Raw genomic sequence first — 26394 nt, forward strand, 5'->3', positions numbered from 1 at the left:
TAAGAAATAAGCTTTTCACTGTAAAACATAAGCTTTACTCCGTTACGCTATATGAAAACGTTTTATATAATAAGTAAAACAACATTAAAGTAGAAATGGATGATGGCTGATGACAACTGTTAATAAATTAGGTGCATATGAAACGAATCAGTATCGCAATGTTTTTGCTGAGTACGGTTATTCCGAAGAAGCAATTAATGAAAGAGTCCAATCAACATGGGACGCGTTGTTCGGTGATGATGAAGCTACAAAAATATATTACGAGCTTGGCGATGATAAAGGTTATCTATTAGATACAGGCAATAATGATGTTCGTTCTGAAGGTATGTCGTACGGTATGATGATGGCGGTGCAATATGATCGACAAGATATTTTTGATCGATTATGGAATTGGACGCATAGTTTTATGTATATGACGGAGGGACTGCATCAAGGATACTTTGCATGGTCGTGTCAGCCTGAGGGTATTCGTAACGCACAAGGACCTGCTCCCGATGGAGAAGAATTTTTTGCGATGGCATTGTTCTTTGCTGCACATCGCTGGGGTAATCGTGAAGCTCCTTATAACTATAGTGATCAAGCTAGAAACATTCTTCATACTTGTCTCCATCAACAACAGCCAGGATTTACGATGTGGAATTTAGAGAATAAGTTAATTAAGTTCGTACCTGAAGTAGAATTCTCTGATCCATCATATCACCTGCCGAATTTCTATGAATTGTTTGCATTGTGGGCTAATGAAGAAGATCGAGTGTTCTGGAAAGAAGCGGCACAAGCTAGTCGTGACTATATTCATATTAGCTCGCATCCTGTCACGGGATTAGCAGCCGAATATGCTTTCTATGATGGAACGCCTAATCATATTCGGGGATTTGGTCATTTCTTCAGTGATTCCTACCGAGTAGCGGCAAATATTGGATTAGATTATTCATGGTACGGGGTAGATGAACGTCAAGTCGATATTGCTAATCGTATTCAAGCGTTTTTCGCTGATAAGTCGCCTGATGATTATCGCAGATACGCTGTGGACGGCGAAGCTTTCGAGGAGAAGTCATTGCATCCGGTAGGATTACTTGCTACCAATGCGGTTGCCTCCATTGCCGCCAATGGTGAGCATGCGAAGGCGGCAGTAGAGCTGCTATGGAATACCCCAGTGCGCAGGGGTGATCGTCGCTATTACGATAACTGTATCTACATTTTTGCAATCCTTGCGTTAAGTGGCAATTATCGGATCTGGAAGCCGTAGGTATGAAGGAAGCATGTAAGGCTCACGATTTTTGTGGGGCTTGCATGCTTTTTTATATGTTCGGTGTGATGTGCTGAGTTTGTTGAGGTAGTTTTAACCTTCTGCTTAGATCCGCCTGATTTCTTTGGAGTAGCCGTTACATATTAAGGTTTTGTGCTATACTTTTGATAGGAAGCAACATTGAAATTATGTGCGAATTAATATTTACTGATAAATAAATGCATTACAATATATAATGTTGCTAAGTACGCCAACAGATGATGGAAGAGGGGATAGCCAATTGTCACTAGAACTCAATCAATCTGTATTACCAGCTGTTCATAAGTTGAAGGACGTGGAAGAGGTAGTCGCTTCATCGATTACATATATGGTGTTATTAGGTGGGCATATTGGTCAACTGCAAAGTACGGTACAATTTATAAAGCAACATAATAAAAAGATTTTTCTGCATGCCGATCTAATCGATGGTTTGAAAAATGATGAGTACGCTGCTGATTTCTTATGTCAAAGTATTAAGCCGACAGGTATAATATCAACAAGAGCAAATGTCGTGATGAGAGCGAAACAAAAAGGATTGATCGCTATTCAACGGATGTTTCTGCTTGATTCTGATGCACTAGAGCGGGGCTATCGCTTGCTAGAAAAGACGCAGCCAGATTTCATAGAGGTGCTACCAGGTATTATGCCTGAAATTATTACGGAAGTGAAGCAGCATACGGGTATCCCTGTTATAGCAGGGGGACTTATTCGTACACAAGCGCATGTCAATGAAGCTTTACAGGCAGGTGCAGCGGCCATAACGACGTCAAGGAAAGAACTTTGGCATAGAGGTAAGGAAAAAAGCGGGCTTTGATAACGATGATTAGTCGATGTAGCTTACTCGCGTCGAATATGAAGTGAACTTGGAAAGTATAGCATAATCTTCCGATGTATGTTTCTTGCAGAAACATTGTAGGGCCGCATGTACCAATAACGTACACTTGCGCTTCCGCCTTTCTCAAGTAGCGCTCCATCTTCTTGGTTCTGAAAGCCCACTTTTTCCTTTTTTTTTATTAGAAATTAAATCTGAAATTTTTCATATATATTAAATATTAATGGAGGGATACATATGTCGAAATATATTATGTCCATTGACCAAGGGACAACGAGTACTCGCGCTTTATTAATTGATAAGCAAGGTAACATTGTAGCGATAGAACAGGAAGAACTTCCACTGATCTATCCACACCCAGGGCATGTGGAGGTGGACGCGAGTTTTATATGGGAATCAACGCTTAAAGTGATGAGAAAAGTAGTGGAGAAATCTGATATTATAGCTGAACAGATTGCAGCTATTGGGATTACGAATCAGCGCGAAACAACGGTTATATGGGATAAAGTAACGGGCAAGCCTATTTACCATGGATTAGTATGGCAGTCTCGTCAAACAACTACGATATGTGATCAACTTAAGGAAGATGGATTTGAGGACGATTTCCGTAATAAAACAGGTCTTATTATCGATCCTTACTTCTCAGGTACTAAAGTGAAATGGATATTAGATCAAATTCGTGGTGCTCGTGAGCTTGCTGAGCAAGGTCGTCTATTATTTGGCACGATTGATACATGGTTAATTTGGAATATGACGAGTGGGAAAGTGCATGTTACCGATGTATCCAATGCGTCGCGTACGTTAATGTTCAATATTCATAACCGTTCTTGGGATGAAGAGTTACTGGAAATATTGAATGTGCCGTCTTGTATGCTACCAGAAGTTAAGGCGTCTTCAGAGGTTTATGGATATTTGGATGAGCATATACTTGGGCAACCTATCCCTATAGCAGGTGCAGCTGGAGATCAGCAGGCGGCATTGTTTGGACAGAGCGCATTTAGTATAGGAGATACGAAAAATACTTATGGTACAGGTTGCTTTATGCTGATGAATACAGGAGAGAAGCCGATTTCATCCGAGCACGGTCTACTGACGACTATCGCATGGGAAGTAGATGGCAAGTTAGAGTATGCGCTTGAAGGAAGTGTATTTATAGCGGGTGCAGCGATACAATGGCTTCGTGATGGATTGCAAATTATCGAGGATGCCGCGCAGACAGAAGAGATGGCGCTCAGTGTAACTTCTACCGAAGGAGTATATGTAGTTCCTGCATTTGTTGGGCTAGGTACTCCTTACTGGAATAGTGAAGTGCGCGGCTCGATGTTTGGCTTAACACGCGGTACAAAGAAAGAGCATATTGTTCGAGCAGTGCTTGAATCACTAGCTTACCAATCGCGTGAGCTACTTTCTGTAATGGAAGAGGATTCTGGTTATAAAATAACAAGTATGGCAGTAGATGGTGGCTCTATTCAGAATAACTTCCTCATGCAATTCCAAAGTGATATTCTAGGTGTTGCTATTGAACGTCCTTTAATTAGTGAATCTACTGCGCTTGGTGTTGCATTTCTTGCTGGATTAGCTGTTGGTTTCTGGAGTGGTAAGGAAGAAATTGCCGCTATTCATAAAGTTGAAAGAGTGTTTTTCCCGCATATGGATGAAGCTGAGCGTGAAAAATTATTCGCTGGATGGTTACGTGCTGTAAAGGCAGCGATGGCATTTTGTGAATAATAATGGTATACTAACGACAAGTTAATAATGGTTGGAGATATGGAGAAACCGCGAATACCGTTCATAGATGGGCTTTTTATGCCCTTTATGAGACGGATTCATTGGTTTCTCTTTTTTGTTGGTAATTTTCAGAAAATTTTATTGGACATAATAGACATAATGAAATAAACACAAACTGTAAATAGAGGAGATAATATGATGAGCAGACAGACTACGAACGAACAATTTAGCGTATTTAATCGTGCGCAAAGCTTAGAACAGATGGCAGCACAGAAATTAGATATTTTAGTTATAGGTGGCGGTATTACAGGAGCGGGTATTGCACTTGATGCAGCAACACGTGGGCTTAGCTTAGGTCTTATTGAGATGCAGGACTTTGCAGGTGGAACTTCAAGTCGTTCTACAAAGTTGGTTCATGGTGGCTTACGTTATTTGAAAAACCTTGAAATTGCTGTTGTTGCTGAAGTAGGTAAAGAGCGTGAAATTGTTTATGAAAATGGACCTCATGTAACAACGCCAGAATGGATGCTACTACCATTATATGCAGGTGGTTCGATGGGCAAATTTATGACGTCGATTGGTTTGAGAATGTATGATTTCTTAGCGGGTGTGAAGAAGAATGAGCGTCGTAAAATGCTTAATGTCGAGCAAACGTTAGCTAAAGAACCGCTATTGAAAAGCGAAGGCATGAAGGGTGGCGGTTACTATGTTGAGTACCGTACAGATGATGCCCGTCTTACGATTGAAGTGATGAAAAAAGCTAGAGAGCTTGGTTCGATCGCTGTTAACTACACGAAAGCAGAAGGTCTAATTTATGATAAGCAGAAGCAATTAATTGGTGTTAAAGTTCGTGATCTATTGGCAGATAAAGTGTATGAAATCTATGCTAATAAAATTATTAATGCAACAGGTCCTTGGGTAGATGAATTGCGTGAACAGGATGGTTCCAAAAAGGGCAAGACGCTGCGTTTAACAAAAGGTGTCCATCTTGTATTTGACGGAGCACGATTCCCATTGCGACAGGCTGTATATTTTGATATTTCGGATGGACGAATGGCATTTGCAATTCCGCGTGAAGGTAAAACATACTTTGGTACAACGGATACGAATTTTACTAGCGATACAGCTAATCCTGTAACAACGGCTGCTGATCGTAAATATTTACTTGGAGCAGCTAATGAAATTTTCCCAGTATTGAAGCTAACAGATAAGGATATAGAGTCTAGCTGGGCAGGATTAAGACCATTAATTCAGCAAGAAGGTAAATCTCCATCTGAAATTTCGCGCAAAGATGAAATTTTTGTATCGGATTCAGGATTAATTTCAATTGCTGGTGGTAAATTAACTGGCTACCGTAAAATGGCTGAAGATGTTGTTAATAAAACAGTAGAGCTAATGAAGCAAGAAGGAATGAAGGAGCTAGCAAAATCTACTTCTACACGTCATATTCGGATTTCGGGTGGTGATTTTGGCGGTTCTTCGAAAATGGAAGCTTATGTTCAAGCGCAAGTTGCTATTGGAGTGAAGCAAGGGTTATCGCTGGAAGACGCGACTTTACTTGCTAGACGATTCGGTACGAACACTCCGACAGTATTTGCATTGGCTAAGGAAGCCATTGCTTGGGGCGAACCGTTTGGACTTTCTGCGCTATCTGCGATTATGCTACAATATGCCATGAGATATGAGATGGCTGCTAAGCCCGAAGATTACTTCATTCGTAGAACCGGCGATATGTTCTTCCGTGTCAATGACGTGCTAACATGGCGTGAACCTGTATTACGTGCGATGAATGCTGAGCTTGGATGGACGGAAGCGCAGCTAGCTGAGTATACTGCTGAGCTAGATCGTAAGATTGATGAAGCGAAAAATTCGCATCAGGAATAGTGGACTGTATTTTGACAGATTAGTTCAATCCAATGCGATGTGCGTTTTAGTGTGAATTAAGTGAAAAAGTTACTTTAATTAGTTAATCTACTGCGCTATAGTGAGAATGAAGTCAAAAAGTTGCTTTAATCCGCGTAACAGTGGCGCTCGAAAGAAAAATAAAGTAGCATCAAAGTAAGTAATGAAAAGTTGGCAGATGCTTCCGATGCTACTTTTCATCTGCGAAGTAGATTATCAAGAAGTTATGAAAAGTTAGTGAGTGCTTCCGATGCTACTTTTCATTTGCAAGACAGATTATCAAGAAGTTATGAAAAGTTGTAGGAGGGATAGATATGAAGTTTAGGAGACTTGGTAGTACTGATTTGAATGTTTCGGTTATTGGACTTGGTACATGGCAATTTGGTGGAGAATGGGGTATTGACTATACGCAAGCTGAAGTGGATCAAATTCTCGATCAAGCACATGATCTTGGTATTAACTTGATTGATACAGCGGAATGTTATGGTGATCATCTTTCTGAGCAATTTATCGGCAACTATATTAGTCGCCGTAATCGTGAAGATTGGATTATTGCTACGAAATTCGGTCATGAGTTCCATTCTATCTTCTCACGTACTGATCGTTATGATGAACAAAGTGTACTTAAGCAATTAGATGATTCGTTGAAAGCATTGCAGGTAGATTATATCGATTTGTATCAATTCCACTCTGGTCCAGATAGCGCATTCGATAATGATCAACTATGGACAACGCTTGATAAACAAATTACAGCGGGCAAAATCCGTCACCTTGGGCTGTCTATTGGGAAAAATAATAATATGCATCAAGTGGAAAATGCAACTAAAGTAGGTGCACAAACGATTCAAGCGGTCTATAATCGTCTTGATCGAGCACCAGAGCTAGAGGTATTTCCTTCTTGCAAAACGCAAGATCTTGGTATGCTTGCGCGTGTACCTTTGGCAAGTGGTTATCTAAGTGGTAAATACAAGCCAGGTGCAAGCTTCGGTAGCAACGATGTTCGTCATCGTCATGACCCAGAACAAACAGCGCTTCGCTTACTAGAAGTAGAAAAGATTGCACAAGAGGAAGTGCCAGCAGGTATGGATATGGCGAGCTGGGCATTAGCTTGGTGTCTGAACAATGAAGCTGTTACTGCGGTAATTCCAGGCTGCAAAAATAAAGAGCAAGTCATTTCGAATGCTCAGGCTGTAACTTTATTAAATGAATAAGAAATTAAGAAATAATGTAAATGAAACAGTTAAATCCGAACGATTAATATGAAAACAATAAAAACAAGAGCGAAACTATACGTTTCGCTCTTGTTTTTTTAAATAATACTGTAAAAACGTACGGGTTTAGATTATACTACAAATGACAGAAATATATGCATATTAAAGGATAAGAAGAAATGTAAGTGTTTTATCGTAGTTCTGAATAATGTTGTAGGCTAGCAATATATCGACCTTACATTGTTCAAAAAAATTGTCATATTATTGAAAAAAATCTATTGACTTAATACGTTAAATCCGATAGGATTACTTTGTATTGATCGATTATTGTTATATATAAAAGGGGAGAGACAAATGAAATTCAGAAAATTTAATTTATCAATCGTATTATTACTAATTGTTGCATTGGTGGTTACCGCTTGTGGTGAAGGAAATAACGGCGCTAACTCAACTAAGCAACAAGTTGAAAACCTTCCTGCTGCTCTAGTAGACAAGGGAAATATTAAAATTAAAGTTATTCGCAAAATTGGTGGAGATGATCACACTGCACAGTTTTTAGCTGGTGCAAAGCAAGAAGGGGAATCCCTAGGCTTCAAAGTAGATGTATTCTCAGCTAATGGTGATACTTTGAAATTCCATGAAGCACTTGAACAAGCGGCTAACGAAGATATCGACGCTGTCATTATCTCTCATGGTGAAGAAGAAACAACGGTTGAAGAAGTACAAGCATTACGTGATAAAGGCATTGAAGTTGTTGCTTTTGATTCTATAGAAGGTCTTACTGCTATTGAAGGTGTAACATCTACTTCGCAAAATGATGAGTCTTTAGCAACATTCGCACTTGATCACCTTGTAGCTGAAACAGGTGGCGAAGCGAAAATCTTATATCTTTGGGTAGATGGTTTCTCGGCAATGGTTCGACGTAATGCGGTTTACACTGATGTTCTTGCAGCTAATCCTGGAATCATAGAACTAGATCGCTTTGGTATTGCTAGTGACAACACATCTGTTGATACACAAGATGCGGTTGCTACACTACTTTCCAAATATCCTAAAGGTGAGCTTGATGCTATCTTTGCCACTTGGGATGCGTTCGCAATTGGTGCACATCGTGCGCTAGTAGAAGCTGGTCGTACAGAAGTGAAAATCTTCGGTATTGATGTTTCTAATCCAGATCTTGAAGCGATTCAAGAAGAGAATAGCCCGTGGGTTTCAACGGCAGCTGTAGATCCAAAGCTAATTGGCGCGATTACAGTGCGTCTTGCAGCAAAAAAACTAGCAGGTGAAGAAACTCCAACTACTTATAGTCTAGATGCTAACATTATTAAGCAAGCTGATTTGAAGGCAGCTGCTGAATCTGTGAAAATGGATACACTTGGTGATATTATCCCAGGTTGGGGTACGAGTGATGCTTTTCTTGAGGATTGGATGAAGGCATTAAAAGAAGCGAACAAAAAGTAGTAAGGTGGTTCAAATTCGTCCGTTTGTGATCACGATGAATAAGCTACACAGTCAATCATCGTTATCAAAGTCTGTCTTTTGAACAACCTCTTCATAGATTAATCTAAGAGCGCCATCTCTATTTCTTATAGAGGGGGCGCTCTATATCCTATTATTAAGGTAGGTGGAATAAGTTGGCATCAGATCAACGAGTAAAGCTAGAAATGAACGAAATATCGATTGCCTTCCCTGGTGTACAAGCACTATCATCTGTGAATTTTGCAATGAACTCTGGGACAACACACGCTCTTATAGGTGCAAATGGTGCCGGAAAATCTACACTGATGAAAGTACTATCAGGTGCTTATAGTCACTACTCGGGCGCCATCAAGTTAGCTGGAAAAGAAGTTAATATTCGCAGTCCGAAGGATGCTAAGGATAATGGAATTCAAATCGTATATCAAGAAGTGGATACGTTATTAATTCCTAATTTAAGCGTTGGTGAAAATATTATGCTAGAGAAGCTTGTGCATGATTCCAAAGGCAAACAACTGGTGAACTGGAAACAGCTTCATAAGGATGCCTCTGTTATTATGCAGCGTCTTCAGTTAACGATGTCAACGAAAAAGCTTGTCCAAGAGCTAACTTTAGCGGAAAAGCAGCTTGTACTTATCGCTAGAGCTATTACGATGGAGTGTAAGTTTCTTATTCTAGATGAGCCTACTGCCCCGTTAAGCGATAGTGAAACATCCAGATTATTTGAACTAGTGAATCGCCTAAAGCAAGAAGGAGTCGGCATTATTTTCATTTCTCATCGTCTACCTGAATTATTCCAAATTTGTGATGACATTACGATATTACGAGATGGTCAGTTTATATTGTCTGATTCAATTCATACATTGGATCAAGAAGGGGTTGCACAACATATGTTAGGCACCCAACTTGGTGGACAATTTCCCGAACGAGTTAGTAAACTAGGTGAGATTGCCTTTGAAGTTGAACAGATTGCTGATGATGATAAGGTTCATGGTGTCTCTCTTACTGTTCATAAAGGTGAAATTGTAGGATTGGCGGGTTTAGTAGGAGCTGGCAAGACAGAGTTATGCCGGATTTTATTCGGGGCAGCTCCGAAGAAACGTGGTGACATTAAATTACATGGTAATCTAATGAATGCTCATTCACCATATCAAGCGGTGAAAATGGGCTTAGCGATGATACCGGAGGAAAGACGCCGTGAAGGCATTTTTGTTGAAGATACTGTGGCTATTAATTTAACGATTGCAAATCTAAAGCCTCACTTAACGATGAATAATTGGCTAAGTAGTAAGAAAGAAAAATTAGCGGCCAATAAGATTATTACGAAGTTAGGAATAAAAACTCCGAATGAGAAGACGCTTGTTGGGAGTCTCTCAGGAGGTAATCAACAGAAAATAGCAATTGGTAAATGGCTGCTAACAGATGCGGATATATATATTTTTGATGAACCAACTAAAGGTGTAGACGTTGGTGCTAAGCGCGATATCTACTATCTCATTGCTGAATTAGCTGCACAAGGCAAAAGTGTACTCTTTGCCTCAAGCGAAATGAATGAAATGATCGGAATTACAGATCGTATGTATGTAATGTACGACGGACAAGTAGCGAAAGAACTTATTACAGCGGATACTTCAGAAGAAGAGATTATGTTTTATAGTACAGGAGGGCAATAGCAATGAGTGTAGTTGGAGCAAAAAAGAAGAGTTTCCAATGGTTCGATTTTCTATACAAATACGGAACATTAATTACAATTGTCGTACTAATTATATTTTTCGGTCTAGCGACAGACAATTTTTTTACTTCTAGTAATATTACAGGTATTTTGCGTGCAATTTCGATTGTGACGATTCTTGCGATTGGCTTGACGATTTCATTATCTGTTGGAGGATTTGATCTATCCGTTGGTTCGACAGCATCGTTAGCTAATGCAGTCGTTATTTCTATGTTTGTGTGGCATAGTCAAAATATTTTCATTAGTATTATTGTTTCATTAGCGATATGTATTATTATTGGACTTATAAATGGTTTCCTCGTCACCAGCTTCAAAATACAAGATATGTTAATGACGCTAGCGATGATGTTTGTTATTCAGGGTGTGGCATTGACTTATACAAGAGGCGCGACTATCTCACAAAATATGATTATGCCTAGTGGTGATTATGCACAAGGCTCTATACCGAAAGTTTTCGGACTATTAGGGAAGGTGCCGTGGATCATTATTGTAATGCTTGCTGTTGTATTAATTGTCCATTTATTTTTAACGTATACTAAGCACGGACGTTATATGTATATGATCGGCGGTAATCCAGAGGCAGCTAAATTATCAGGTATTCCTGTACGTAAATACCGTTTTCTTGCATACGGATTAGCTGCTATCTTTGCCGGTATTGGTGGTGTTATTCTCGCAGCTCGTGTTATGACAGCAGAGGTTAATGCTGGGGCTCCTTTATTAATGGATGCTGTGGCGGCGGCATTTATAGGATATTCAGTATTAGGTTCTGGAAAACCGAATGCGTTTGGTACATTTGTCGGTGCAGTATTGATGGGGATATTATCTAGTGGACTTATTATGATGTCAGTACCTTACTACGCGATGGATATTGTGAAGGGTGCTGTGTTGGCGCTTGCCCTGGGCATAACATACTACAAACGCAAGCACTAGAGAGGTGAGGCTAAAAGTTCGCTTGTGATCACGCGGTAACATACTGGAGATTGATAATAAAGTTTGATAAGAAATAACCTCTTCGGGTATGATTCCTGTAAGAGGTTTATTTCTTTAATGAAATTTAGTTTAGGAGTGAATAACATGGAAGTTTTTAAAGAGTATTTAGAAAAGATTGATAATCCACAACATAGGGAACGAACTGAAGAAGTTTTGACTTGGGTAGCGAAAACATTTCCCCATTTAATGCCCAAGATTGCTTGGAATCAGCCTATGTTTACCGATCATGACACCTATATTATTGGCTTTAGCATATCCAAACAGCATTTGGCTGTTGCTCCTGAAATTGCAGGAATTAATCGTTTTTCTGATGAAATTGTGCAGTCTGGTTATGATCATACGAAGCAGTTGTTGCGTATTAAGTGGAATAGTCCAGTTGATTTCTCATTACTCGAGAAAATGATTGAATTTAATATTGTTGATAAGGCCGACTGTTCCACTTTTTGGCGGTAAAAAATCGGAAGATCTCTTCGAACCTAGACCTGAACTTTTGAAATAATAAAAAGTCATCCCCAGCAGCTACGCACTCAAAAGTGCTACTACTAGGGATGACTTTTTTGTTACAGCTGAGCTTCCTCTAAGTAAAACTCTTTATAGCGATCGTAATCAGCGACACTACATTCCATTTCTATGCGAGTGCCTTGTTCTTCATATTCTGTCGCAAAGATTTGGGCGTGTTCATTAAAGTAGGACACGATGCGCCCTTGATCATATGGAATAAGAACAGAGCATTTCACATAATGGCTGAATAGCTGCTGACGAATGGATCCGACAAGGTCATCGATTCCTTTGGCTTCACGAACGGACATATAAATGTTTTTGCCATGAACTTCGGGATACGGATGATCGGTTAGATCACATTTATTATAGGCATAGATCATTTCGATGTCTTTCGTACCTAGATCTTCAAGTGTTGCATTGGTTACATCAATTAGCTTCTGATAATCTTCATGTGCGTAATCAACGACATGAATGAGAAGATCTGCTTCGGCCACCTCTTCCAGTGTAGAACGGAATGCTTTAACTAGATGATGGGGGAGCTGGCTAACGAAGCCGACTGTATCAGTTAACAGGAAGCTCTTGTGATCACTCAGCTCAATTTGTCTTACTGATGTTTCAAGTGTTGCAAAAAGCATGTCTTTCACGAAAACTTCTTTGCTTGTTTCAGGATCGGTATGTCGTAGTAAAGCATTCATAAGACTAGATTTCCCTGTATTCGTATATCCGACTAGACATACTACTGGAACTTCATTCTTCTTACGCTTCATACGCTGAATTTGACGAGTAGCTACAAGTTTTTCTAGTTCTTGCTGTAGCATGGCGATGCGATCTTCAATCCGACGACGATCAAGCTCCAACTTTGTTTCTCCTGTACCTTTGTTACGTAATCCCGCACCACCACCACCGCCTTGACGACCAAGTGATGCACGTAAGCCAACTAAGCGCGGAAGCATATATTGCAGACGAGCAACTTCAACTTGAAGTTGTGCTTCTCTAGTCTGAGCACGTTCTGCAAAAATATCCAGAATGAGAATAGTACGATCGATAACTTTGCGATCAAGCTCAGCTTCGAGATTGCGAATCTGGGAAGGTGACAGTTCATCGTTGAAAATAACCGTTTCTGCTTCATGAGCTTCTGCAAGTAGACGTAATTCTTCGACTTTCCCTGTTCCAAGGTAATGAGAAGATGTGGGACGTTGTGCTTTTTGTGTAAGTTGATCTACAACTGTAATATGACAAGCATCTGCAAGTGAGGCAAGTTCTTGCATTGAATAATTAAAGTCTGCCTCTTGGCGTTGACTAAGGTGCAAACCGACAATAATTGCACGTTCTAAAGGTTGTTCCATCATAATTATTAACCTCCAACTGAGTTGGGAACAGTGTAGCATATGGCACGTAGTCTTTCAAGAAATTACCTTTAATCTACGCTGCCTGAGCTATGAAAATATAGCAACTCATGCTATTCTTAAAGGTGATAAATCCAGTATGATTGGAGCTAGAATAACAACATGAAAAAAACATTAGGGGAAAATAAGTTAATTATAGTATGCGCGATGCTGCTAATAATTATGTTATCAGGTTGCTCGGTTAGCAATAATCAAGTGAATGATGTTAATCCCGTTAATGCAGGGAATGAAGCTGTAATATCTAAGCAAGCTACATCTCAAAAGAAGGAAATTGTTGTGTCTGCGGCTGCAAGCTTAAGTGTAATTATGGATGATATTATTGCTCAATTCGAAGCTGAGCATGCCGATATTGCAGTTGAAGTCAATTATGGCTCTTCAGGCACATTGCAGAAGCAGATTGAGCAAGGTGCACCAGTTGATCTATTCGTATCTGCAGCAATGAAACAGATGAATGCATTAGAGGAGCAAGGACTGCTTGAAGCGACTATGCCGCTATTGAACAATGAAATCGTTATTATCGGCAATAGAGAGCTAAGTAATGTAGCGCTTGCCGAATCAGCGACGATTGTGCACTTGCTGAAGCAGGTCAACCCAACATTTATTGCAATAGGTGAGCCAGATACGGTTCCTGCGGGGCAGTACGCGAAGCAAGTGTTACAGCAGGAACAATTATGGGATGTATGGACGAAGCACTATGTGTATGCGAAGGATGTTAGACAGGTGCTTACTTACGTTGAGCAAGGTAATGCTGAACTTGGCTTTGTTTACTTATCCGATGCGATTTCTTCTAATAAAGTTAATATCATTCACCATATTGATTCTGCAACACATGATCCGATTACTTATCCTATAGCCATCTTGAAAAGTAGTAAGCAAATGGATGCTGCCCAGCTATTTTTCGATTATTTGTTACATGAAGATCGAGCAGTTCTTTATGAGCAACATGGCTTTAAGCGAGCTGAATAGTGATGAATGAATTTGATTGGGGAGCATTTATTGCACCGATTGTCACCTCACTTAAAATAACGATAATAGCTAGTATTATTGTTTTTATATTGGCTATTATTGTGTCACGTTATATGAGTAGAGCGAAATTTCGTGGTAAAGTACTGCTAGATACTTTATTTATGATTCCGTTAATATTACCTCCAACAGTAGTTGGATTCATTTTACTATTTGCCTTTGGCAAAAAAGGCTTGCTTGGTCAATTGACGGAAATTATTTTCGGTCAATCACTTGTATTTACGTGGTGGGCAGGCGTTGTTGCTGCTATAGTTGTTGCATTTCCGCTCGTATATCAGACGATCAAGGCTGGTTTTGATTCTATTGATGCTGATCTAGAGGATGTTGCACGTTCACAAGGAGCTACGGAATGGCAAGTATTTCGCTATGTCGCACTACCGCTCAATCAGCGGATGTTGGTTGTTGCTTTTATTTTAGGTTTTGCGCGCGCGTTAGGTGAATTTGGGGCAACGCTTATGCTTGCGGGGAATATACCTGGTCGCACGCAGACGATTGCGACTGCGATCTATGTAGCGATTGATGCAGACCGAATAGCACTTGCGATAGCGTGGGTTGTCATTATGATCGTGTTCTCGTTCATAATGATGTATATTGTACGTCAGCCGTCTAAGGGATAGCACGATGTAGAGAGTGTCCGGAACGGAAAGAGTTGTTATTGCTTCATTAGGTAGGCCATATTATACTTAACTATTAACTTCACCGAGGATGTTCCAAAAGCTAGCATTGGAAATAGACAAGAAGTTGAGAGAACATTCATGAGAAATGGGGAGACGAGATGAGCTACAAAATTGCTTTCTTTGATATTGATGGAACTTTGGTAAATGAAGAAAAGGTTATTCCACAGGATACGATTGATGCCATTGTCGAAATGAAAGAAAAAGGAATCGAGCCTGTTATTGCGACAGGACGTGCACCATATTTCTTGCAAGATTTACTAGAGATTGTAGGTATTGAATCTTATGTTTGCTTGAATGGAGCTCTTGCTGTATATAAAGGCGAAGTTATTTATCGTAATCCAATCTCACCGACAACATTAGCGAAATTAGTTGAGCAATCTACTGTTCACGGACATGCTCTATGTTTTGAAGGAGAGTCACAATATTATACAGATCAAGATGAACATGAATATATGCTAGAATCGGTCAATTCGTTGAAAGTAGCATTGCCGAAAGTTAATGCGAACTTCTGGAAAGAAGAGCCAATCTATCAAATGTTTTTACACACTCTTGCAGAGGACGAGCATTTGTATGCAGCGTTAGAAGATTCCGTTACATTTATTCGCTGGCATGAAAAAGCATTAGATGTATTGCCAATCGGAGGTTCCAAAGCTAAAGGAATTGAAGCAATGTTGAATCAGCTCAACTTGAGCAAGGAAGAAGCGATTGCATTTGGCGATAATTTGAATGATAAAGAAATGCTTGAATACGTTGGCTTCGGTGTTGCAATGGGCAATTCACATCCCGATGTTATTCCATATGCCGACTTTGTAACGACGCATGTAGATGAGAAGGGTATCCGCAATGGACTTATTAAAGCAGGTATCTTAGATAAATAATTAGGCAAACGTTCACCAATCAGTGGGTGCGGGCGTACAATAACCTAACGATGCTTAGGCGTAGGAGGTTATGAATGTGATCGTACTTAAAAAAGGCTCGATTGATGAGCTTGATATTGAGAAGTTGCCTTTGATTGAGCAAAATATTGTTCGCTGGAAGCTGGCGAGTAGAAACGTTTATCAATACTCCTCATTGGATGCTTTATTATTCGAGTTAACGATGAGAAGACATACGGTTGAAGCATCATATGCAATGTATGAGAGTGGCGTTCAATTTGCCGTATTTTCAAATTCGAGATGTAATCCACGTTACTGGAATAGAACACCCAACGGAGGTTTTTTATTACGGAGTGATGTAACGCCGGCGGATGCTATTCGCGATATATTTGAAAATGGAGAGCTATATGCGTTCGAATGCTCAGGAGCTATCATTATTTTATATTATAAAGCTGTGCTGGAGACGATAGGTGATCCTACCTTCAATTATTATTTCCAAGATTTATTTTTGCGGGAATGGCAGAAGGATTATGATCTTCGTCTAGTAGCAAGCTATGATCTTAATGATGTATATCCAGGGGATGTGTGCTATTTCCGTAATCCAGACCATCACCCTCGTCATCCTGAATGGCAAGGTGAAAACGCAGTGATGCTTGACAAAAATTTATTTTTTGGTCATGGAGTAGGCATTCAAACTAGCCAAGGCATTATTGAAAACTTGAATCGGGCACGTCGTCCATTTGCACGTCGCTCGGCATATCAAGAAAATCTTATTGTTCGGCCTGATTTTGAAATGCTGCGTGATCTCATTATTCATGAGCAGCGTATCGCAATAGCGATGGGGCAATTAGTACTGGTGGACGAAAGAGAACTGCAATCTGCTCAGTAGTAATGATTCATGATTAATGATAAATTGAAAAGCACCTCTTACAATAGACATTTGCATGCGATAAGCGTAGCAAATGGATAATGGAGAGGTGCTTTTTTATGCTGACAGCACATTGTGGCTTGGAGATCATTGTAGTGACTGTCAAGTGATCGTAGTTACTAAGGTAGAAAGTTTCAGAATATAACTACCTATATTATTGTGATTTTGTCGTTTTACGCAGTGCTTGATATTTCTTGTACTGGTAATAGATTGTACATCCAATACAATAGCCTAATAATGCGCTAAGTGCCGCTAATGCCATTGCGCCTGCCACAATATAAGCAGCTGTTGCCCAATTTAGAGAAAGACATATTAGTGATATTGATAGAAATGTAATTCCTAATGAAAGATTGAATTTCTGCAGTTCTTCAGCTTCGGTTTCTTTCTTACCATAAATCTTTTGTGCAATCGGTTCTAATATAATGACAAATGTATTCGCACCAGCACCAAGTAAACGGGTCATAACTTGAATAAGCCATACAATGGCAATTAGCCAAGGCATTTGTGCAATAATCGCAATTAATAATGTGATGACAATGCCGATCTGATTGCTTCTTACTTTTGCAATAGGAATTTCATTCATACCGGTATTCTCCCCTCATCTACATTTTCTCTGGTTCTGCTAGCTCAAGACCTTTCGTATCAACGGTTACTTTAGTCATTATTAGTGGTTCAATCGGTCTATCCTGAGCACCGCGTTCTTGCGCTACGATCTCATCAACAACATCTAATCCTTCAGTTACCATGCCGAATCCAGCATATTGTTGATCAAGATGGGGTGATACAGCATGCATGATGAAAAACTGTGAGCCCGCGCTATCCATGCTTTTGCTACGTGCCATAGAAATAACACCGCGTGTATGCGGCAATAGATTTTCAAAACCATTGGCAGTAAATTCACCTTTAATACTGTAGCCAGGACCACCTCCGCCAGTTCCTTCGGGATCGCCACCTTGAATCATAAAGCCAGGAATGACACGATGGAAGATTAGACCATCATAAAAACCTTGCTGAACTAGTGACACAAAGCTGTTCACAGTGTTAGGAGCAATTTCAGGATATAGTTCCAGCTTAATAATTCCACCATTGCTCATCTCTATTGTAACTTCAGGATGCTGACTCGAATCAAGTAATTCAAGTTCTGGCTCAGGAGTTGGAGTAGGTGCTGCAGTTGCTGAGTTAGAGCCAGTAGTTCCTGTGTTATTGTTGCTTGGAGCAGGTTTTTCACCGCATGCACTAAGTACAAGCAGCATTACAATTAATACGGTTAATTTTTTCAAATGCATTGAGTATTCTCCTTTATGTATATGCTAACTAGTATTTTAACACAAATGAGTATCTGATTCCTAATGCAGTTATATGACCATGGCGAAACTTGTTCCAATTTCATATCTTATTATGAAGCTATCTGGGGAGGGGACAAAATGTTTATGATGAATTGGGGAAGGCAAGTACGAATAACAGCTAAGAGAAAGAGACGGAAATCTGACAAAATGATTAAAACTAATATTTTATTAGGTAATAGCTATATTAAGTCACATATTCCTGTGACGAAGACATATTCTCATTCAACGCTACAATTAATGCTAGCAAAGTATGGCATGGTATATATTAAGCCGAAAAATGGCTCACTAGGTAGAGGGGTCATTCGGGTCACGAAAAGAAACGGTGTATATAGTAGTCATATTGATAAAGAAATAGTAACATATACTAATTTTGAAAGCTTAATACGGGCGTTAGCACTTCATATAAATGGTGAAACCTATATTGTTCAGAAAGGAATCTATTCCCTTCGATATCAAGGAAGATTATTCGATTTTCGTGTAGTCGTTCAGCGTAGTCCATTTGGCGGATTTGAAGTTACTGGAATAGCGGGACGTATCTCGCAACGTGGACGTGTTGTAAGTAATGGTGGAAGCGGTGGGGCGGTAGGAACTATAGATAGTCTACTGTCTCCAAGACAACAGAGAATTGTTATTCCGCAAATTGAAAAGTTAAGTCTAGCCGTTATGCATCAAGTTCGCAAACATTTCAAAGGACAAAATGAGATTGGGATTGATATAGCGATTGATCATCATCTGCGTCCGTGGATTGTAGAGTTTAATACTCATCCAGACCATCGGATGTTTGTTATTATGCGCGATCGAGTTATGTTAGCGAGGATTATTCATTATGGGGCTAGGTATGGTAAGAGATATCGATTAAACATTTTTTGATGGAATAAGATAAATACGCCAACTGGTATGGAGGACGGTTATCCTCTCTATCAGTTGGCGTATTGTATGTTCAATAGTTATCGTAATTAGTCAAGTACAGCGGCGATATGTGCTTTTGTTACTGACCAATGTGTAGTGCTCCATACTTTCTCTTTCTTATCGAGCATCATAATTTGTGGAGATTCATGTTTGATACCTGTATCCTCAGCGATTTGCAAAGAAATTGGACGAGATTCGATAACTTTTACCATTAGATATTCAACGTCCTCACGAGGCTTGTCAGATAAATATTTGTTGAATTCATCATGAGCATTAGCGCTAACAGGACAAGTTGTACTATGTTTAAGGATAACGACGGGGTGGTCGTTGGAGCGTTCGAAAGCTTCTTCCCATTGTTGTTGTGATGTAATTTCATTATATGTCATTAATATTCTCTCCTTTGATGTGAAATAGTATATGTACATTATATCGTTATTCATGCATAAGTGCCAATGTGCAACTGCTGTTAGAAAAAAATGAACAAAGATTATGAAAAGCATTGAAAAAAAATGAAATACAATATATAATAATACCAGTTGACCGTTATGGTTATTCGGTCATTCGGTCTAGTGGTCATTCAGTCATTAGTCTACTAGGTTAACAAATAGACAGCATATTACGTTATTGTAACTCATTAATTCGGAGGTGATAACTTGTCCATTGATAGGCGATCATTAATTGTAGATGCCGCTTCAAAGTCATTTTCTTTATTTGGCTACAAAGGAACGACAATGGAACAAGTAGCCAAAATTGCTAATGTTGGTAAAGGTACGATCTATACGTTTTTTGCTAATAAGGAGCAATTATTTCAAGAGGTAATGAATAAATTATTGTTAGAAATGAAATTTGTTGCTGAAAAAGTAATTAGTAAAGAACGTTCATTTTTTGATAATTTAACAGAGGCATTGAATGAATTATTGGAATTCCGCAAAGATCATGAATTGGCATTGAAATTAACACAGGAAGTAAGAGAAATTGGTACGCCAATGGCCAATGAAGCGTTAGCACAGATGGAGCAGGTTATCATTGAGCATATTGCAGCGAAAATCGAGCGCGCGATCGAGCGTCAAGAAATTAAAGCTTGCGATACGCAAATGACCGCATTTGTTATGCTTCGCTTATATACCGCCCTTGCTGTCGAGTGGAGTGCAAAACATGAGAAATTGCAAAAGCAGGAAATTGCTCAACATTTACGGTTTTACTTGGAGAAGGGCTTGGCTATCTCATAGAGAAGCCTTTTCTTTTGAAACAAAATGACCAATTGAGGGAAGTGGTCATTCGGACGAAAGAGAGTATAGAGCAGTATGTACAGCAAGAGCAACACAGACGAAAAAGGTAGAGGTGGACGAATGATGTCAAGAGGAAGTCAAATCGGTTCAGAGCTAAATAGTATTGTTCGGAACAAAAAAGTTGTCATACCAGTAATAGCGGTAATGTTGATCCCATTATTATATTCCGCACTATTTTTAGGAGCATTTTGGGACCCTTATGTTAAGCTAGACAAAATTCCAGTAGCGATTGTGAATGAAGATGCTGGAGTAGAATATAATGGAGAGCAAATGACAATTGGTGACGAGTTTGTCGATCAATTGAAAGAGTCGGGAGATTTTAATTATGAGTTTGTAAGTAAGCAAGAAGCAGTTACAGGACTGAAAGATAATTACTACTATATTATGATTGAAATTCCTCAAAAGTTTTCAGAACAAGCGGTATCACTAGCAGGTGATAATCCTGAACAGGCACAATTGATCTATACACCGAATGAAGGATATAACTTTTTAGCAGGTCAGATTGGCGGTACAGCCGCAGCTCAGATGACAACATTGCTTAATCAACAAATATCCAAAACTTATGTTTCTTCTATCTACGATCAAATTGGAGAATCGCTTGAAGGTATGCAAGCAGCAAGTGAAGGAGCACATAAAATAGCGGACGGTACAGATTCTGCTAAGACTGGTGCTACTAAATTGCTTGATGGTCAACAGACTTTAGCGGATGGTTTGATTGAATTACAGACTGGTGCTGCTCAATTAAATACTGCTGGAACGCAATTATCAGGTGGCCTTGCTACTTTACAAGCTGGTGGTACGAATCTTAATAGCGGCATGTCTCAATTAGCTGAAGGTGCAAAAGACTTGGATGGTGGTATTTCTCAGCTAGCCAATCAATATGCAAGCTTAGATACGGGACTTAATAATATTAGCGAAGGAACAACGTCGCTGAAGCAAGGCGCAATGCAATTACAAGCTGGTTTACAGCAGTTAGCAAGCGAAAATAGTGAATTAGCAGCTAGCGAGTCATTCCAACAATTAATTGCGGGTAGTGAACAATTGGTTAATGGTTTGTTGGCACAAGAGGAAGGTGAAAGTCAATTAATAACTGGATCCTCGCAAGTTGTTAATGGATTGAATAGCTTGTCCGCTGGGTCAAATCAATTGGTTACGAAATTTACTGATGCTAAGCAAGGGGCCAATCAATTGGCTGCAGGAATCACTTCTGCATCAGAAGGATCTTCCGAATTAGCAAAAGGTTTGCAGTCACTTAAAGGTTCTAGTGATAAATTTGTATCTGGTAGTAAGGAATTGGTTACAGGTAATAAGGAATTAGTTACTGGTTTAACTACGCTCGATGAAGGAGCGAATGAACTTGCAACAAAATTAGGTGATGCTAATGGAGAGTCACTTAATCTTACATTAACTGAGCAGATGAAGGATCAATTCGTTGAGCCTGTCGTATTAACGACAAGTAGTTATTCTAATGTACCTAACTATGGTACAGGATTTGCTCCTTACTTTATCTCACTTGGCTTATATGTTGGATGTATGTTGCTTACTGTCGTATATTCTATGAGAGAGCCATCATTGAAACCGTATAGCGCTAGAAGCTGGTATGCGGGTAAAACAACTGTTGTTGGGTTAATAGCGATTGTTCAAGCTATTATTCTTGGGCTATCTATTTTACCGATTCTTAATTTAGAGGTAGTAAATCTTGGAGCATTCTTCTTATTCACGATTATTACAAGTTTGACTTATATGATGTTAATTCAATTATTATGTGTGACGATGGATAATGTCGGAAGATTTATTGCAATCGTCTTGCTCATACTTCAATTAACTAGTTCAGCTGGTACATTCCCGATTGAACTTGTACCGAATTGGTTACAAGCGATTAATCCATTCTTACCAATGACATATACGGTAACGGGATTCAAACAAGCTATTTCAAGTGGCGATATGGGCATATTCTGGAGTAGTGTGTGGCCGTTATTAGCATTAATGATTGGTTGTTCATCATTAAGCTACATTTATATGAAGGTAAGCTTCAAAAAGAAATTTCAAACAATAACGGAATAGATTCTAGCAGATCCTCATCTCGGGCAGTACTTACTGCTCGGGGTGAGTTTTTTTTATGAATTTGTACTTTTAATATAATAAATGGATAAGAGTTTGTTGATTCGATACATGGTTTTGATGAATTATGTATAAATTAAGTAAATAAAGAACGTAGCTGTCTAATAATGAACACAAGAAGTTCATTATCATGTATAATCACCTTAATTGCAAAGTTAAAGGAGTCAAAGAAATGGAACAAACGATTATTCGTTTTGAAGGTGTTTCAAAACAATATGCTGAACGTGATCCAGCCGTTCTGAAAAATGTCAGCTTTGAAATTGAGCGTGGTAAGTTTTATACGTTGCTAGGTCCTTCGGGCTGTGGTAAAACGACTATTCTTCGCTTAATTGCGGGGTTCACAGCTCCTACTCAAGGAAATATTTATTTCAATGGAAAAGTAATTAATAACTTGCCAGCCAATGAGCGTCAAGTGAATACAGTATTTCAGGATTACGCTTTATTTCCTCATCTAAATGTGTTTGAAAATGTGGCATTTGGTCTACGGATCAAAAAAATGAAGGAAGCAGTTATCAAAGAAAAAGTGGCAGAAGCTTTGAAATTTGTTAACTTGGTAGGCTATGAAAATCGTGAAATTACAGAAATGTCTGGTGGTCAACGTCAACGTGTTGCGATTGCTCGTGCCATAGTAAACGAACCACAGATTTTGTTGTTAGACGAACCATTATCTGCATTAGATCTTAAGCTTAGAACAGAAATGCAATATGAGTTAAGAGAGCTACAAAGAAGATTAGGTATTACCTTCATCTTTGTTACGCATGACCAAGAAGAAGCGTTAGCGATGTCGGATGAAATTTTCGTGCTCAACGAAGGGATTATTCAACAATCAGGCACACCTATCGATATTTACGATGAACCGATCAATCGTTTTGTTGCTGATTTTATCGGGGAATCGAATATTGTTAAGGGGAAAATGATCAAAGATTTCGAAGTCGAAATATCTGGTAAAGTACATTCATGTGTGGACCAAGGGTTGAGCGTCAATGAAACAGTCGATATTGTTATCCGTCCTGAAGACGTTGAGATTGTCGGCTTGGATCGTAGTCAGTTACATGCTCGTGTAGATTCTCAGTTGTTCCGAGGTGTTCATTATGAAATTTGTTGTTATGACGACAACAATAATGAATGGCTAGTACATAGTACTCGAAAAGCAACAGTAGGGGAACGTATTGGTCTGTACTTCGAGCCGGAAGCGATTCATGTAATGCGACTTGGTGAGACAGAGGAAGAATTTGATAAACGACTGGAATCTTATGAAGATAGTGAAGTTGATCATAAGGAGTTAGCATCTCCGAGTAAGGAGATGAATCATGGAAACTAAAACACGTAATATATATCTAGTTCCGTACATGCTATGGATCGTTTTATTTGTAATAGCACCGATTGTGCTTATTGTGTATTACTCTTTCTTCAATGTTGAAGGGGCATTCACATTCGATAACTATAAGAAGTTTTTCACACCAGTCTATATGAAAATGACATTAAGCTCATTTTGGTACGCCTTGCTCATTACAATTTTTTCATTAGCGATAGCGTATCCTACGGCATATTTATTGACGAAAACGAAGCATAAGTCATTATGGTTATTGTTAATCATATTACCTAGCTGGATTAATTTATTGCTTAAAGCGTACGCATTTATCGGGATATTTGGTACGTACGGCGTTGTTAATGCTTTTCTCGAGACGGTTGGTATAGGTAATCGTCAAATACTATTTACGGATTTCAGCTTTGTATTTGTCTCAGTATATATCTTTATTCCGTTTATGATTTTGCCGATCTTCAATGCACTAGAAAAAATGAATCCATCGCTTATTTATGCAGCGCGAGATTTAGGCGCCTCTTCGATGGGGACATTCCGTAAGGTAATTTTCCCGCTGACAATAGATGGAGTTAAAGCTGGTTGCATTGCAGTATTTATTCCAGCATTGTCACTGTTCATGCTAACTCGTTTGATCGCGGGAAATCGAGTAATTACACTTGGTACCGCTATTGAACAGCATTTCCTAGTGACGCAGGATTGGGGCATGGGGGCAACCATTGCAGTATTTTTAATTATTATTATGGTCGCTGTCATGTTGCTTATGGGCCTTAGAAAGCGGGGGCTAGATCTTGTTAAACGATAAATTGAAATTTTCTCGAATATATCTCATTGCTGTCTTTATCGTGCTGTATGCTCCGATTGTATATCTAATGGTATATTCCTTTAATGTTGGCGGTACGATGACAGAATTTGAAGGCTTTACATTAGAATTTTACAAAGAGGTCATGCAAGATACACGTCTGTTAATCATTGTGCTGAATACATTCATTATTGCGTTGTTATCAGCAGCAATTTCCACGATTATCGGCGTATTTGGTGCGATCGCGATTCATTTTATGCGGAGTAAGTCGAAGCAAACGCTGCTTACACTTAACAATGTGTTGATCGTTAGTCCTGACGTTATTATCGGGGCATCGTTTTTAATTTTGTTTACTATTGTAGGTGTGAAGCTTGGATTTGTTTCCGTATTGTTATCTCATATTGCCTTCAGTATTCCAATCGTAGTCATTATGGTACTGCCTAAGCTGCAAGAAATGAATGACTCCTTAATTGATGCTGCGCGTGACTTAGGGGCAAGTACTTGGCATGTGATTGCGCGTGTTATTATGCCGTTTATTAAGTCGGGTATTTTTGCAGGATTCTTTATGGCGTTAACCTATTCAATGGATGACTTCGCGGTAACATTTTTCGTAACGGGTAACGGTTATTCTACATTAGCGGTAGAAATCTATTCTCGTGCGAGACAAGGGGTATCGCTTTCGATTAATGCACTGTCCACTCTTATATTCTTATTTACCGTATTACTGGTCATTGGATATTACTTCATTAACCAACGTAATAATCGATTAGAAGATAAGGGGGCAAAACAATGAAACAAATAGCACGAATGTTTCTAGTCGTTTTTATTGTCTGCTTCGGCTTAATCTATCTCGTTAATTATATGAATAAGAGTGCAGGATACTCAGGAGATAATACATTAACGGTTTATAACTGGGGAGATTACATCGATCCAGAACTAATTACACGCTTTGAATCAGAAACAGGTATCAAAGTGATCTATCAAACCTTCGATTCGAATGAAGCGATGATGACCAAGATTAAGCAAGGTGGCACGACTTATGATATTAGTATTCCATCGGAATACGCTATCGATAAGATGAAGGCTGAAGGTTTGATACAACCGATCGATCATAGTAAGTTGCCTAATCTGCAATATATCGACCCGCGTTTTCTTGGTCTTTCATTCGATCCTGATAACGAATATTCGATTCCCTATTTCTGGGGTACTGTTGGGATTATTTTTAATCCTAATCTCGTAGGCGATATTACGTTTGAAAGCTGGGACGATCTGTGGGCTGAAGAGTTAAGCAATAATGTGTTTCTACTTGACGGTGCACGCGAAGTGATTGGTATGGGGTTGAACTCATTGGGGTATTCCTTGAATGACACGAATGAAGCTCATTTACAAGAAGCGCTTAAGAAGTTATCTCAACTTACGCCAAATGTAAAAGCAATCGTCGGCGATGAAATCAAGATGTTGATGGCTGGTGAAGAGGCTGCTGTTGCGTTAGTATGGTCTGGAGATGCTAGTGAGATTATGGATGACAATGAAGAACTTGATTATATTGTACCTCATGAGGGATCAAATCTCTGGTTCGATAATATCGTTATTCCTTCGACTGCTCGGAATATTGACGGCGCACATCAATTTATTAACTTTATGCTTGATCCAGAGGTAGCGGCGCAAAATACCGAATATGTAGGATACTCTACGCCAAACTTTGCGGCACTTGAGCTATTGGATGAGGAGATTTCAGGCGATGAGCGTTTTTACCCAGATGAAGAGCTGACTGCTCGGTTAGAAGTCTATAAAAATCTGGGACCGAGGATGTTGAGTCATTATAATGAGCTGTTTCTAGAGTTCAAGATGCATCGCAAATAAGCGAGGAAGTTCAAAACGGCAGCTGTTTTGGACTTGATGATACGTAGCAAAATGCAAACTGAAGAGAACACTCTCCTAACATTAGTTGTATACTAATCGGGAAGGTGTTCTTTTTTTGTATGTTGATTAGTTAGTTGATATAAGTTTGCACTTTTTGCATGAAGAATTTGGTGAGTT

The 26394-nt window shown here is 39.3% G+C and carries 24 protein-coding genes; 20 read left to right on the forward strand and 4 right to left on the reverse strand.

The features are described 5' to 3' along the window. Positions 1-109: 109 nt before the first annotated feature. From AC1TO5_RS06480 to AC1TO5_RS06520, 9 genes are all read left to right on the forward strand, one after another. Entirely contained in the window at positions 110-1246 is a 1137-nt protein-coding gene (locus AC1TO5_RS06480; RefSeq protein WP_482061989.1) for a family 8 glycosyl hydrolase, read from the forward strand. Between the two features lie 280 nt (positions 1247-1526). Further along, entirely contained in the window at positions 1527-2099 is a 573-nt protein-coding gene (locus AC1TO5_RS06485; protein WP_482061990.1) for a glycerol-3-phosphate responsive antiterminator, read from the forward strand. A gap of 255 nt (positions 2100-2354) precedes the next feature. Then, a complete protein-coding gene (glpK, locus tag AC1TO5_RS06490; RefSeq protein ID WP_482061991.1) occupies positions 2355-3845 on the forward strand; it encodes a glycerol kinase GlpK in 1491 nt (496 codons plus the stop codon). A gap of 198 nt (positions 3846-4043) precedes the next feature. Then, positions 4044-5729, forward strand: a complete 1686-nt coding sequence (locus AC1TO5_RS06495) for a glycerol-3-phosphate dehydrogenase/oxidase (protein ID WP_482062480.1) — start codon at positions 4044-4046, stop codon at positions 5727-5729. A 332-nt stretch (positions 5730-6061) separates the two neighbouring features. Next, on the forward strand, positions 6062-6958 hold the full coding sequence (locus AC1TO5_RS06500; protein ID WP_482061992.1) for an aldo/keto reductase: 897 nt from the start codon (positions 6062-6064) through the stop codon (positions 6956-6958). Between the two features lie 354 nt (positions 6959-7312). Continuing rightward, on the forward strand, positions 7313-8419 hold the full coding sequence (locus AC1TO5_RS06505; RefSeq protein WP_482061993.1) for a sugar ABC transporter substrate-binding protein: 1107 nt from the start codon (positions 7313-7315) through the stop codon (positions 8417-8419). Between the two features lie 173 nt (positions 8420-8592). Continuing rightward, a complete protein-coding gene (locus AC1TO5_RS06510) occupies positions 8593-10107 on the forward strand; it encodes a sugar ABC transporter ATP-binding protein (RefSeq protein WP_482061994.1) in 1515 nt (504 codons plus the stop codon). Between the two features lie 2 nt (positions 10108-10109). Next, positions 10110-11096 (forward strand): ABC transporter permease, encoded by a 987-nt coding sequence (locus tag AC1TO5_RS06515; protein ID WP_482061995.1) that lies wholly within the window; start codon positions 10110-10112, stop codon positions 11094-11096. A gap of 144 nt (positions 11097-11240) precedes the next feature. After that, positions 11241-11609 (forward strand): iron chaperone, encoded by a 369-nt coding sequence (locus tag AC1TO5_RS06520; protein WP_482061996.1) that lies wholly within the window; start codon positions 11241-11243, stop codon positions 11607-11609. A 107-nt stretch (positions 11610-11716) separates the two neighbouring features. Here the strand turns inward: AC1TO5_RS06520 and hflX are convergent, their stop codons facing one another. After that, on the reverse strand, positions 11717-13003 hold the full coding sequence (gene hflX, locus AC1TO5_RS06525) for a GTPase HflX (protein WP_482062481.1): 1287 nt from the start codon (positions 13001-13003) through the stop codon (positions 11717-11719). 162 nt (positions 13004-13165) lie between these two features. On the opposite strand from hflX, the gene modA reads away from it, so the two are divergent. The 4 genes from modA (at position 13166) to AC1TO5_RS06545 (ending at position 16527) form a co-directional block, all read left to right on the forward strand. Beyond that, on the forward strand, positions 13166-14029 hold the full coding sequence (modA, locus tag AC1TO5_RS06530; protein ID WP_482061997.1) for a molybdate ABC transporter substrate-binding protein: 864 nt from the start codon (positions 13166-13168) through the stop codon (positions 14027-14029). 2 nt (positions 14030-14031) lie between these two features. Then, complete coding sequence (gene modB / locus AC1TO5_RS06535; RefSeq protein ID WP_482061998.1) at positions 14032-14703, forward strand: molybdate ABC transporter permease subunit; 672 nt, start codon at positions 14032-14034, stop codon at positions 14701-14703. A 158-nt stretch (positions 14704-14861) separates the two neighbouring features. Then, positions 14862-15641 (forward strand): Cof-type HAD-IIB family hydrolase, encoded by a 780-nt coding sequence (locus tag AC1TO5_RS06540; protein WP_482061999.1) that lies wholly within the window; start codon positions 14862-14864, stop codon positions 15639-15641. Positions 15642-15717: 76 nt separating this feature from the next. Then, on the forward strand, positions 15718-16527 hold the full coding sequence (locus tag AC1TO5_RS06545; RefSeq protein WP_482062000.1) for a protein-glutamine gamma-glutamyltransferase: 810 nt from the start codon (positions 15718-15720) through the stop codon (positions 16525-16527). 193 nt (positions 16528-16720) lie between these two features. On the opposite strand, the gene AC1TO5_RS06550 is transcribed toward AC1TO5_RS06545, so the two are convergent. Both AC1TO5_RS06550 and AC1TO5_RS06555 read right to left on the reverse strand, forming a co-directional pair. Further along, positions 16721-17149, reverse strand: a complete 429-nt coding sequence (locus AC1TO5_RS06550) for a DUF4395 domain-containing protein (protein WP_482062001.1) — start codon at positions 17147-17149, stop codon at positions 16721-16723. A 19-nt stretch (positions 17150-17168) separates the two neighbouring features. Beyond that, positions 17169-17852, reverse strand: coding sequence for a peptidylprolyl isomerase (locus AC1TO5_RS06555; RefSeq protein WP_482062002.1), 684 nt, complete (start codon positions 17850-17852; stop codon positions 17169-17171). A gap of 138 nt (positions 17853-17990) precedes the next feature. On the opposite strand from AC1TO5_RS06555, the gene AC1TO5_RS06560 reads away from it, so the two are divergent. After that, positions 17991-18782, forward strand: coding sequence for a YheC/YheD family protein (locus AC1TO5_RS06560; RefSeq protein WP_482062003.1), 792 nt, complete (start codon positions 17991-17993; stop codon positions 18780-18782). An 86-nt stretch (positions 18783-18868) separates the two neighbouring features. Here the strand turns inward: AC1TO5_RS06560 and ytxJ are convergent, their stop codons facing one another. Further along, positions 18869-19207, reverse strand: a complete 339-nt coding sequence (gene ytxJ / locus AC1TO5_RS06565) for a bacillithiol system redox-active protein YtxJ (protein WP_482062004.1) — start codon at positions 19205-19207, stop codon at positions 18869-18871. Between the two features lie 267 nt (positions 19208-19474). On the opposite strand from ytxJ, the gene AC1TO5_RS06570 reads away from it, so the two are divergent. The 6 genes from AC1TO5_RS06570 to AC1TO5_RS06595 all read left to right on the forward strand — a co-directional run bounded on the left by AC1TO5_RS06570 (position 19475) and on the right by AC1TO5_RS06595 (position 26217). Beyond that, positions 19475-20050 carry a TetR/AcrR family transcriptional regulator gene (locus AC1TO5_RS06570; RefSeq protein WP_482062005.1) on the forward strand — a complete coding sequence of 192 codons (576 nt, stop codon included), beginning with the start codon at positions 19475-19477 and terminating at the stop codon, positions 20048-20050. 120 nt (positions 20051-20170) lie between these two features. Then, a complete protein-coding gene (locus AC1TO5_RS06575) occupies positions 20171-22174 on the forward strand; it encodes a YhgE/Pip family protein (RefSeq protein ID WP_482062006.1) in 2004 nt (667 codons plus the stop codon). Between the two features lie 229 nt (positions 22175-22403). After that, on the forward strand, positions 22404-23552 hold the full coding sequence (locus AC1TO5_RS06580) for an ABC transporter ATP-binding protein (protein WP_482062007.1): 1149 nt from the start codon (positions 22404-22406) through the stop codon (positions 23550-23552). Then, a complete protein-coding gene (locus tag AC1TO5_RS06585; protein WP_482062008.1) occupies positions 23542-24357 on the forward strand; it encodes an ABC transporter permease in 816 nt (271 codons plus the stop codon). Before AC1TO5_RS06580 ends, AC1TO5_RS06585 begins: the two co-directional genes overlap by 11 nt. After that, positions 24344-25147 carry an ABC transporter permease gene (locus AC1TO5_RS06590; RefSeq protein WP_482062009.1) on the forward strand — a complete coding sequence of 268 codons (804 nt, stop codon included), beginning with the start codon at positions 24344-24346 and terminating at the stop codon, positions 25145-25147. The genes AC1TO5_RS06585 and AC1TO5_RS06590 overlap by 14 nt, the downstream gene beginning before the upstream one ends. Then, complete coding sequence (locus tag AC1TO5_RS06595) at positions 25144-26217, forward strand: ABC transporter substrate-binding protein (RefSeq protein WP_482062010.1); 1074 nt, start codon at positions 25144-25146, stop codon at positions 26215-26217. The genes AC1TO5_RS06590 and AC1TO5_RS06595 overlap by 4 nt, the downstream gene beginning before the upstream one ends. The last annotated feature ends 177 nt before the right edge of the window (positions 26218-26394 follow it).

It is taken from the genome of Paenibacillus sp. Y930, assembly GCF_056786375.1.

What these genes read in the sequence shown, in the direction of transcription:
- AC1TO5_RS06520 (WP_482061996.1), top strand. Translation starts at nt 11,241, where the DNA reads ATGGAAGTTTTTAAAGAGTATTTAGAAAAGATTGATAATCCACAACAT.
- AC1TO5_RS06580 (WP_482062007.1), top strand. Translation starts at nt 22,404, where the DNA reads ATGGAACAAACGATTATTCGTTTTGAAGGTGTTTCAAAACAATATGCT.
- AC1TO5_RS06555 (WP_482062002.1), bottom strand. Translation starts at nt 17,852, where the DNA reads ATGCATTTGAAAAAATTAACCGTATTAATTGTAATGCTGCTTGTACTT.
- AC1TO5_RS06540 (WP_482061999.1), top strand. Translation starts at nt 14,862, where the DNA reads ATGAGCTACAAAATTGCTTTCTTTGATATTGATGGAACTTTGGTAAAT.
- glpK (WP_482061991.1), top strand. Translation starts at nt 2,355, where the DNA reads ATGTCGAAATATATTATGTCCATTGACCAAGGGACAACGAGTACTCGC.
- AC1TO5_RS06550 (WP_482062001.1), bottom strand. Translation starts at nt 17,149, where the DNA reads ATGAATGAAATTCCTATTGCAAAAGTAAGAAGCAATCAGATCGGCATT.
- AC1TO5_RS06500 (WP_482061992.1), top strand. Translation starts at nt 6,062, where the DNA reads ATGAAGTTTAGGAGACTTGGTAGTACTGATTTGAATGTTTCGGTTATT.
- AC1TO5_RS06595 (WP_482062010.1), top strand. Translation starts at nt 25,144, where the DNA reads ATGAAACAAATAGCACGAATGTTTCTAGTCGTTTTTATTGTCTGCTTC.
- hflX (WP_482062481.1), bottom strand. Translation starts at nt 13,003, where the DNA reads ATGGAACAACCTTTAGAACGTGCAATTATTGTCGGTTTGCACCTTAGT.
- AC1TO5_RS06560 (WP_482062003.1), top strand. Translation starts at nt 17,991, where the DNA reads ATGTTTATGATGAATTGGGGAAGGCAAGTACGAATAACAGCTAAGAGA.
- AC1TO5_RS06575 (WP_482062006.1), top strand. Translation starts at nt 20,171, where the DNA reads ATGATGTCAAGAGGAAGTCAAATCGGTTCAGAGCTAAATAGTATTGTT.
- modB (WP_482061998.1), top strand. Translation starts at nt 14,032, where the DNA reads ATGAATGAATTTGATTGGGGAGCATTTATTGCACCGATTGTCACCTCA.
- AC1TO5_RS06505 (WP_482061993.1), top strand. Translation starts at nt 7,313, where the DNA reads ATGAAATTCAGAAAATTTAATTTATCAATCGTATTATTACTAATTGTT.
- AC1TO5_RS06495 (WP_482062480.1), top strand. Translation starts at nt 4,044, where the DNA reads ATGAGCAGACAGACTACGAACGAACAATTTAGCGTATTTAATCGTGCG.
- AC1TO5_RS06515 (WP_482061995.1), top strand. Translation starts at nt 10,110, where the DNA reads ATGAGTGTAGTTGGAGCAAAAAAGAAGAGTTTCCAATGGTTCGATTTT.
- AC1TO5_RS06480 (WP_482061989.1), top strand. Translation starts at nt 110, where the DNA reads ATGACAACTGTTAATAAATTAGGTGCATATGAAACGAATCAGTATCGC.
- ytxJ (WP_482062004.1), bottom strand. Translation starts at nt 19,207, where the DNA reads ATGACATATAATGAAATTACATCACAACAACAATGGGAAGAAGCTTTC.
- modA (WP_482061997.1), top strand. Translation starts at nt 13,166, where the DNA reads ATGAAAAAAACATTAGGGGAAAATAAGTTAATTATAGTATGCGCGATG.
- AC1TO5_RS06585 (WP_482062008.1), top strand. Translation starts at nt 23,542, where the DNA reads ATGGAAACTAAAACACGTAATATATATCTAGTTCCGTACATGCTATGG.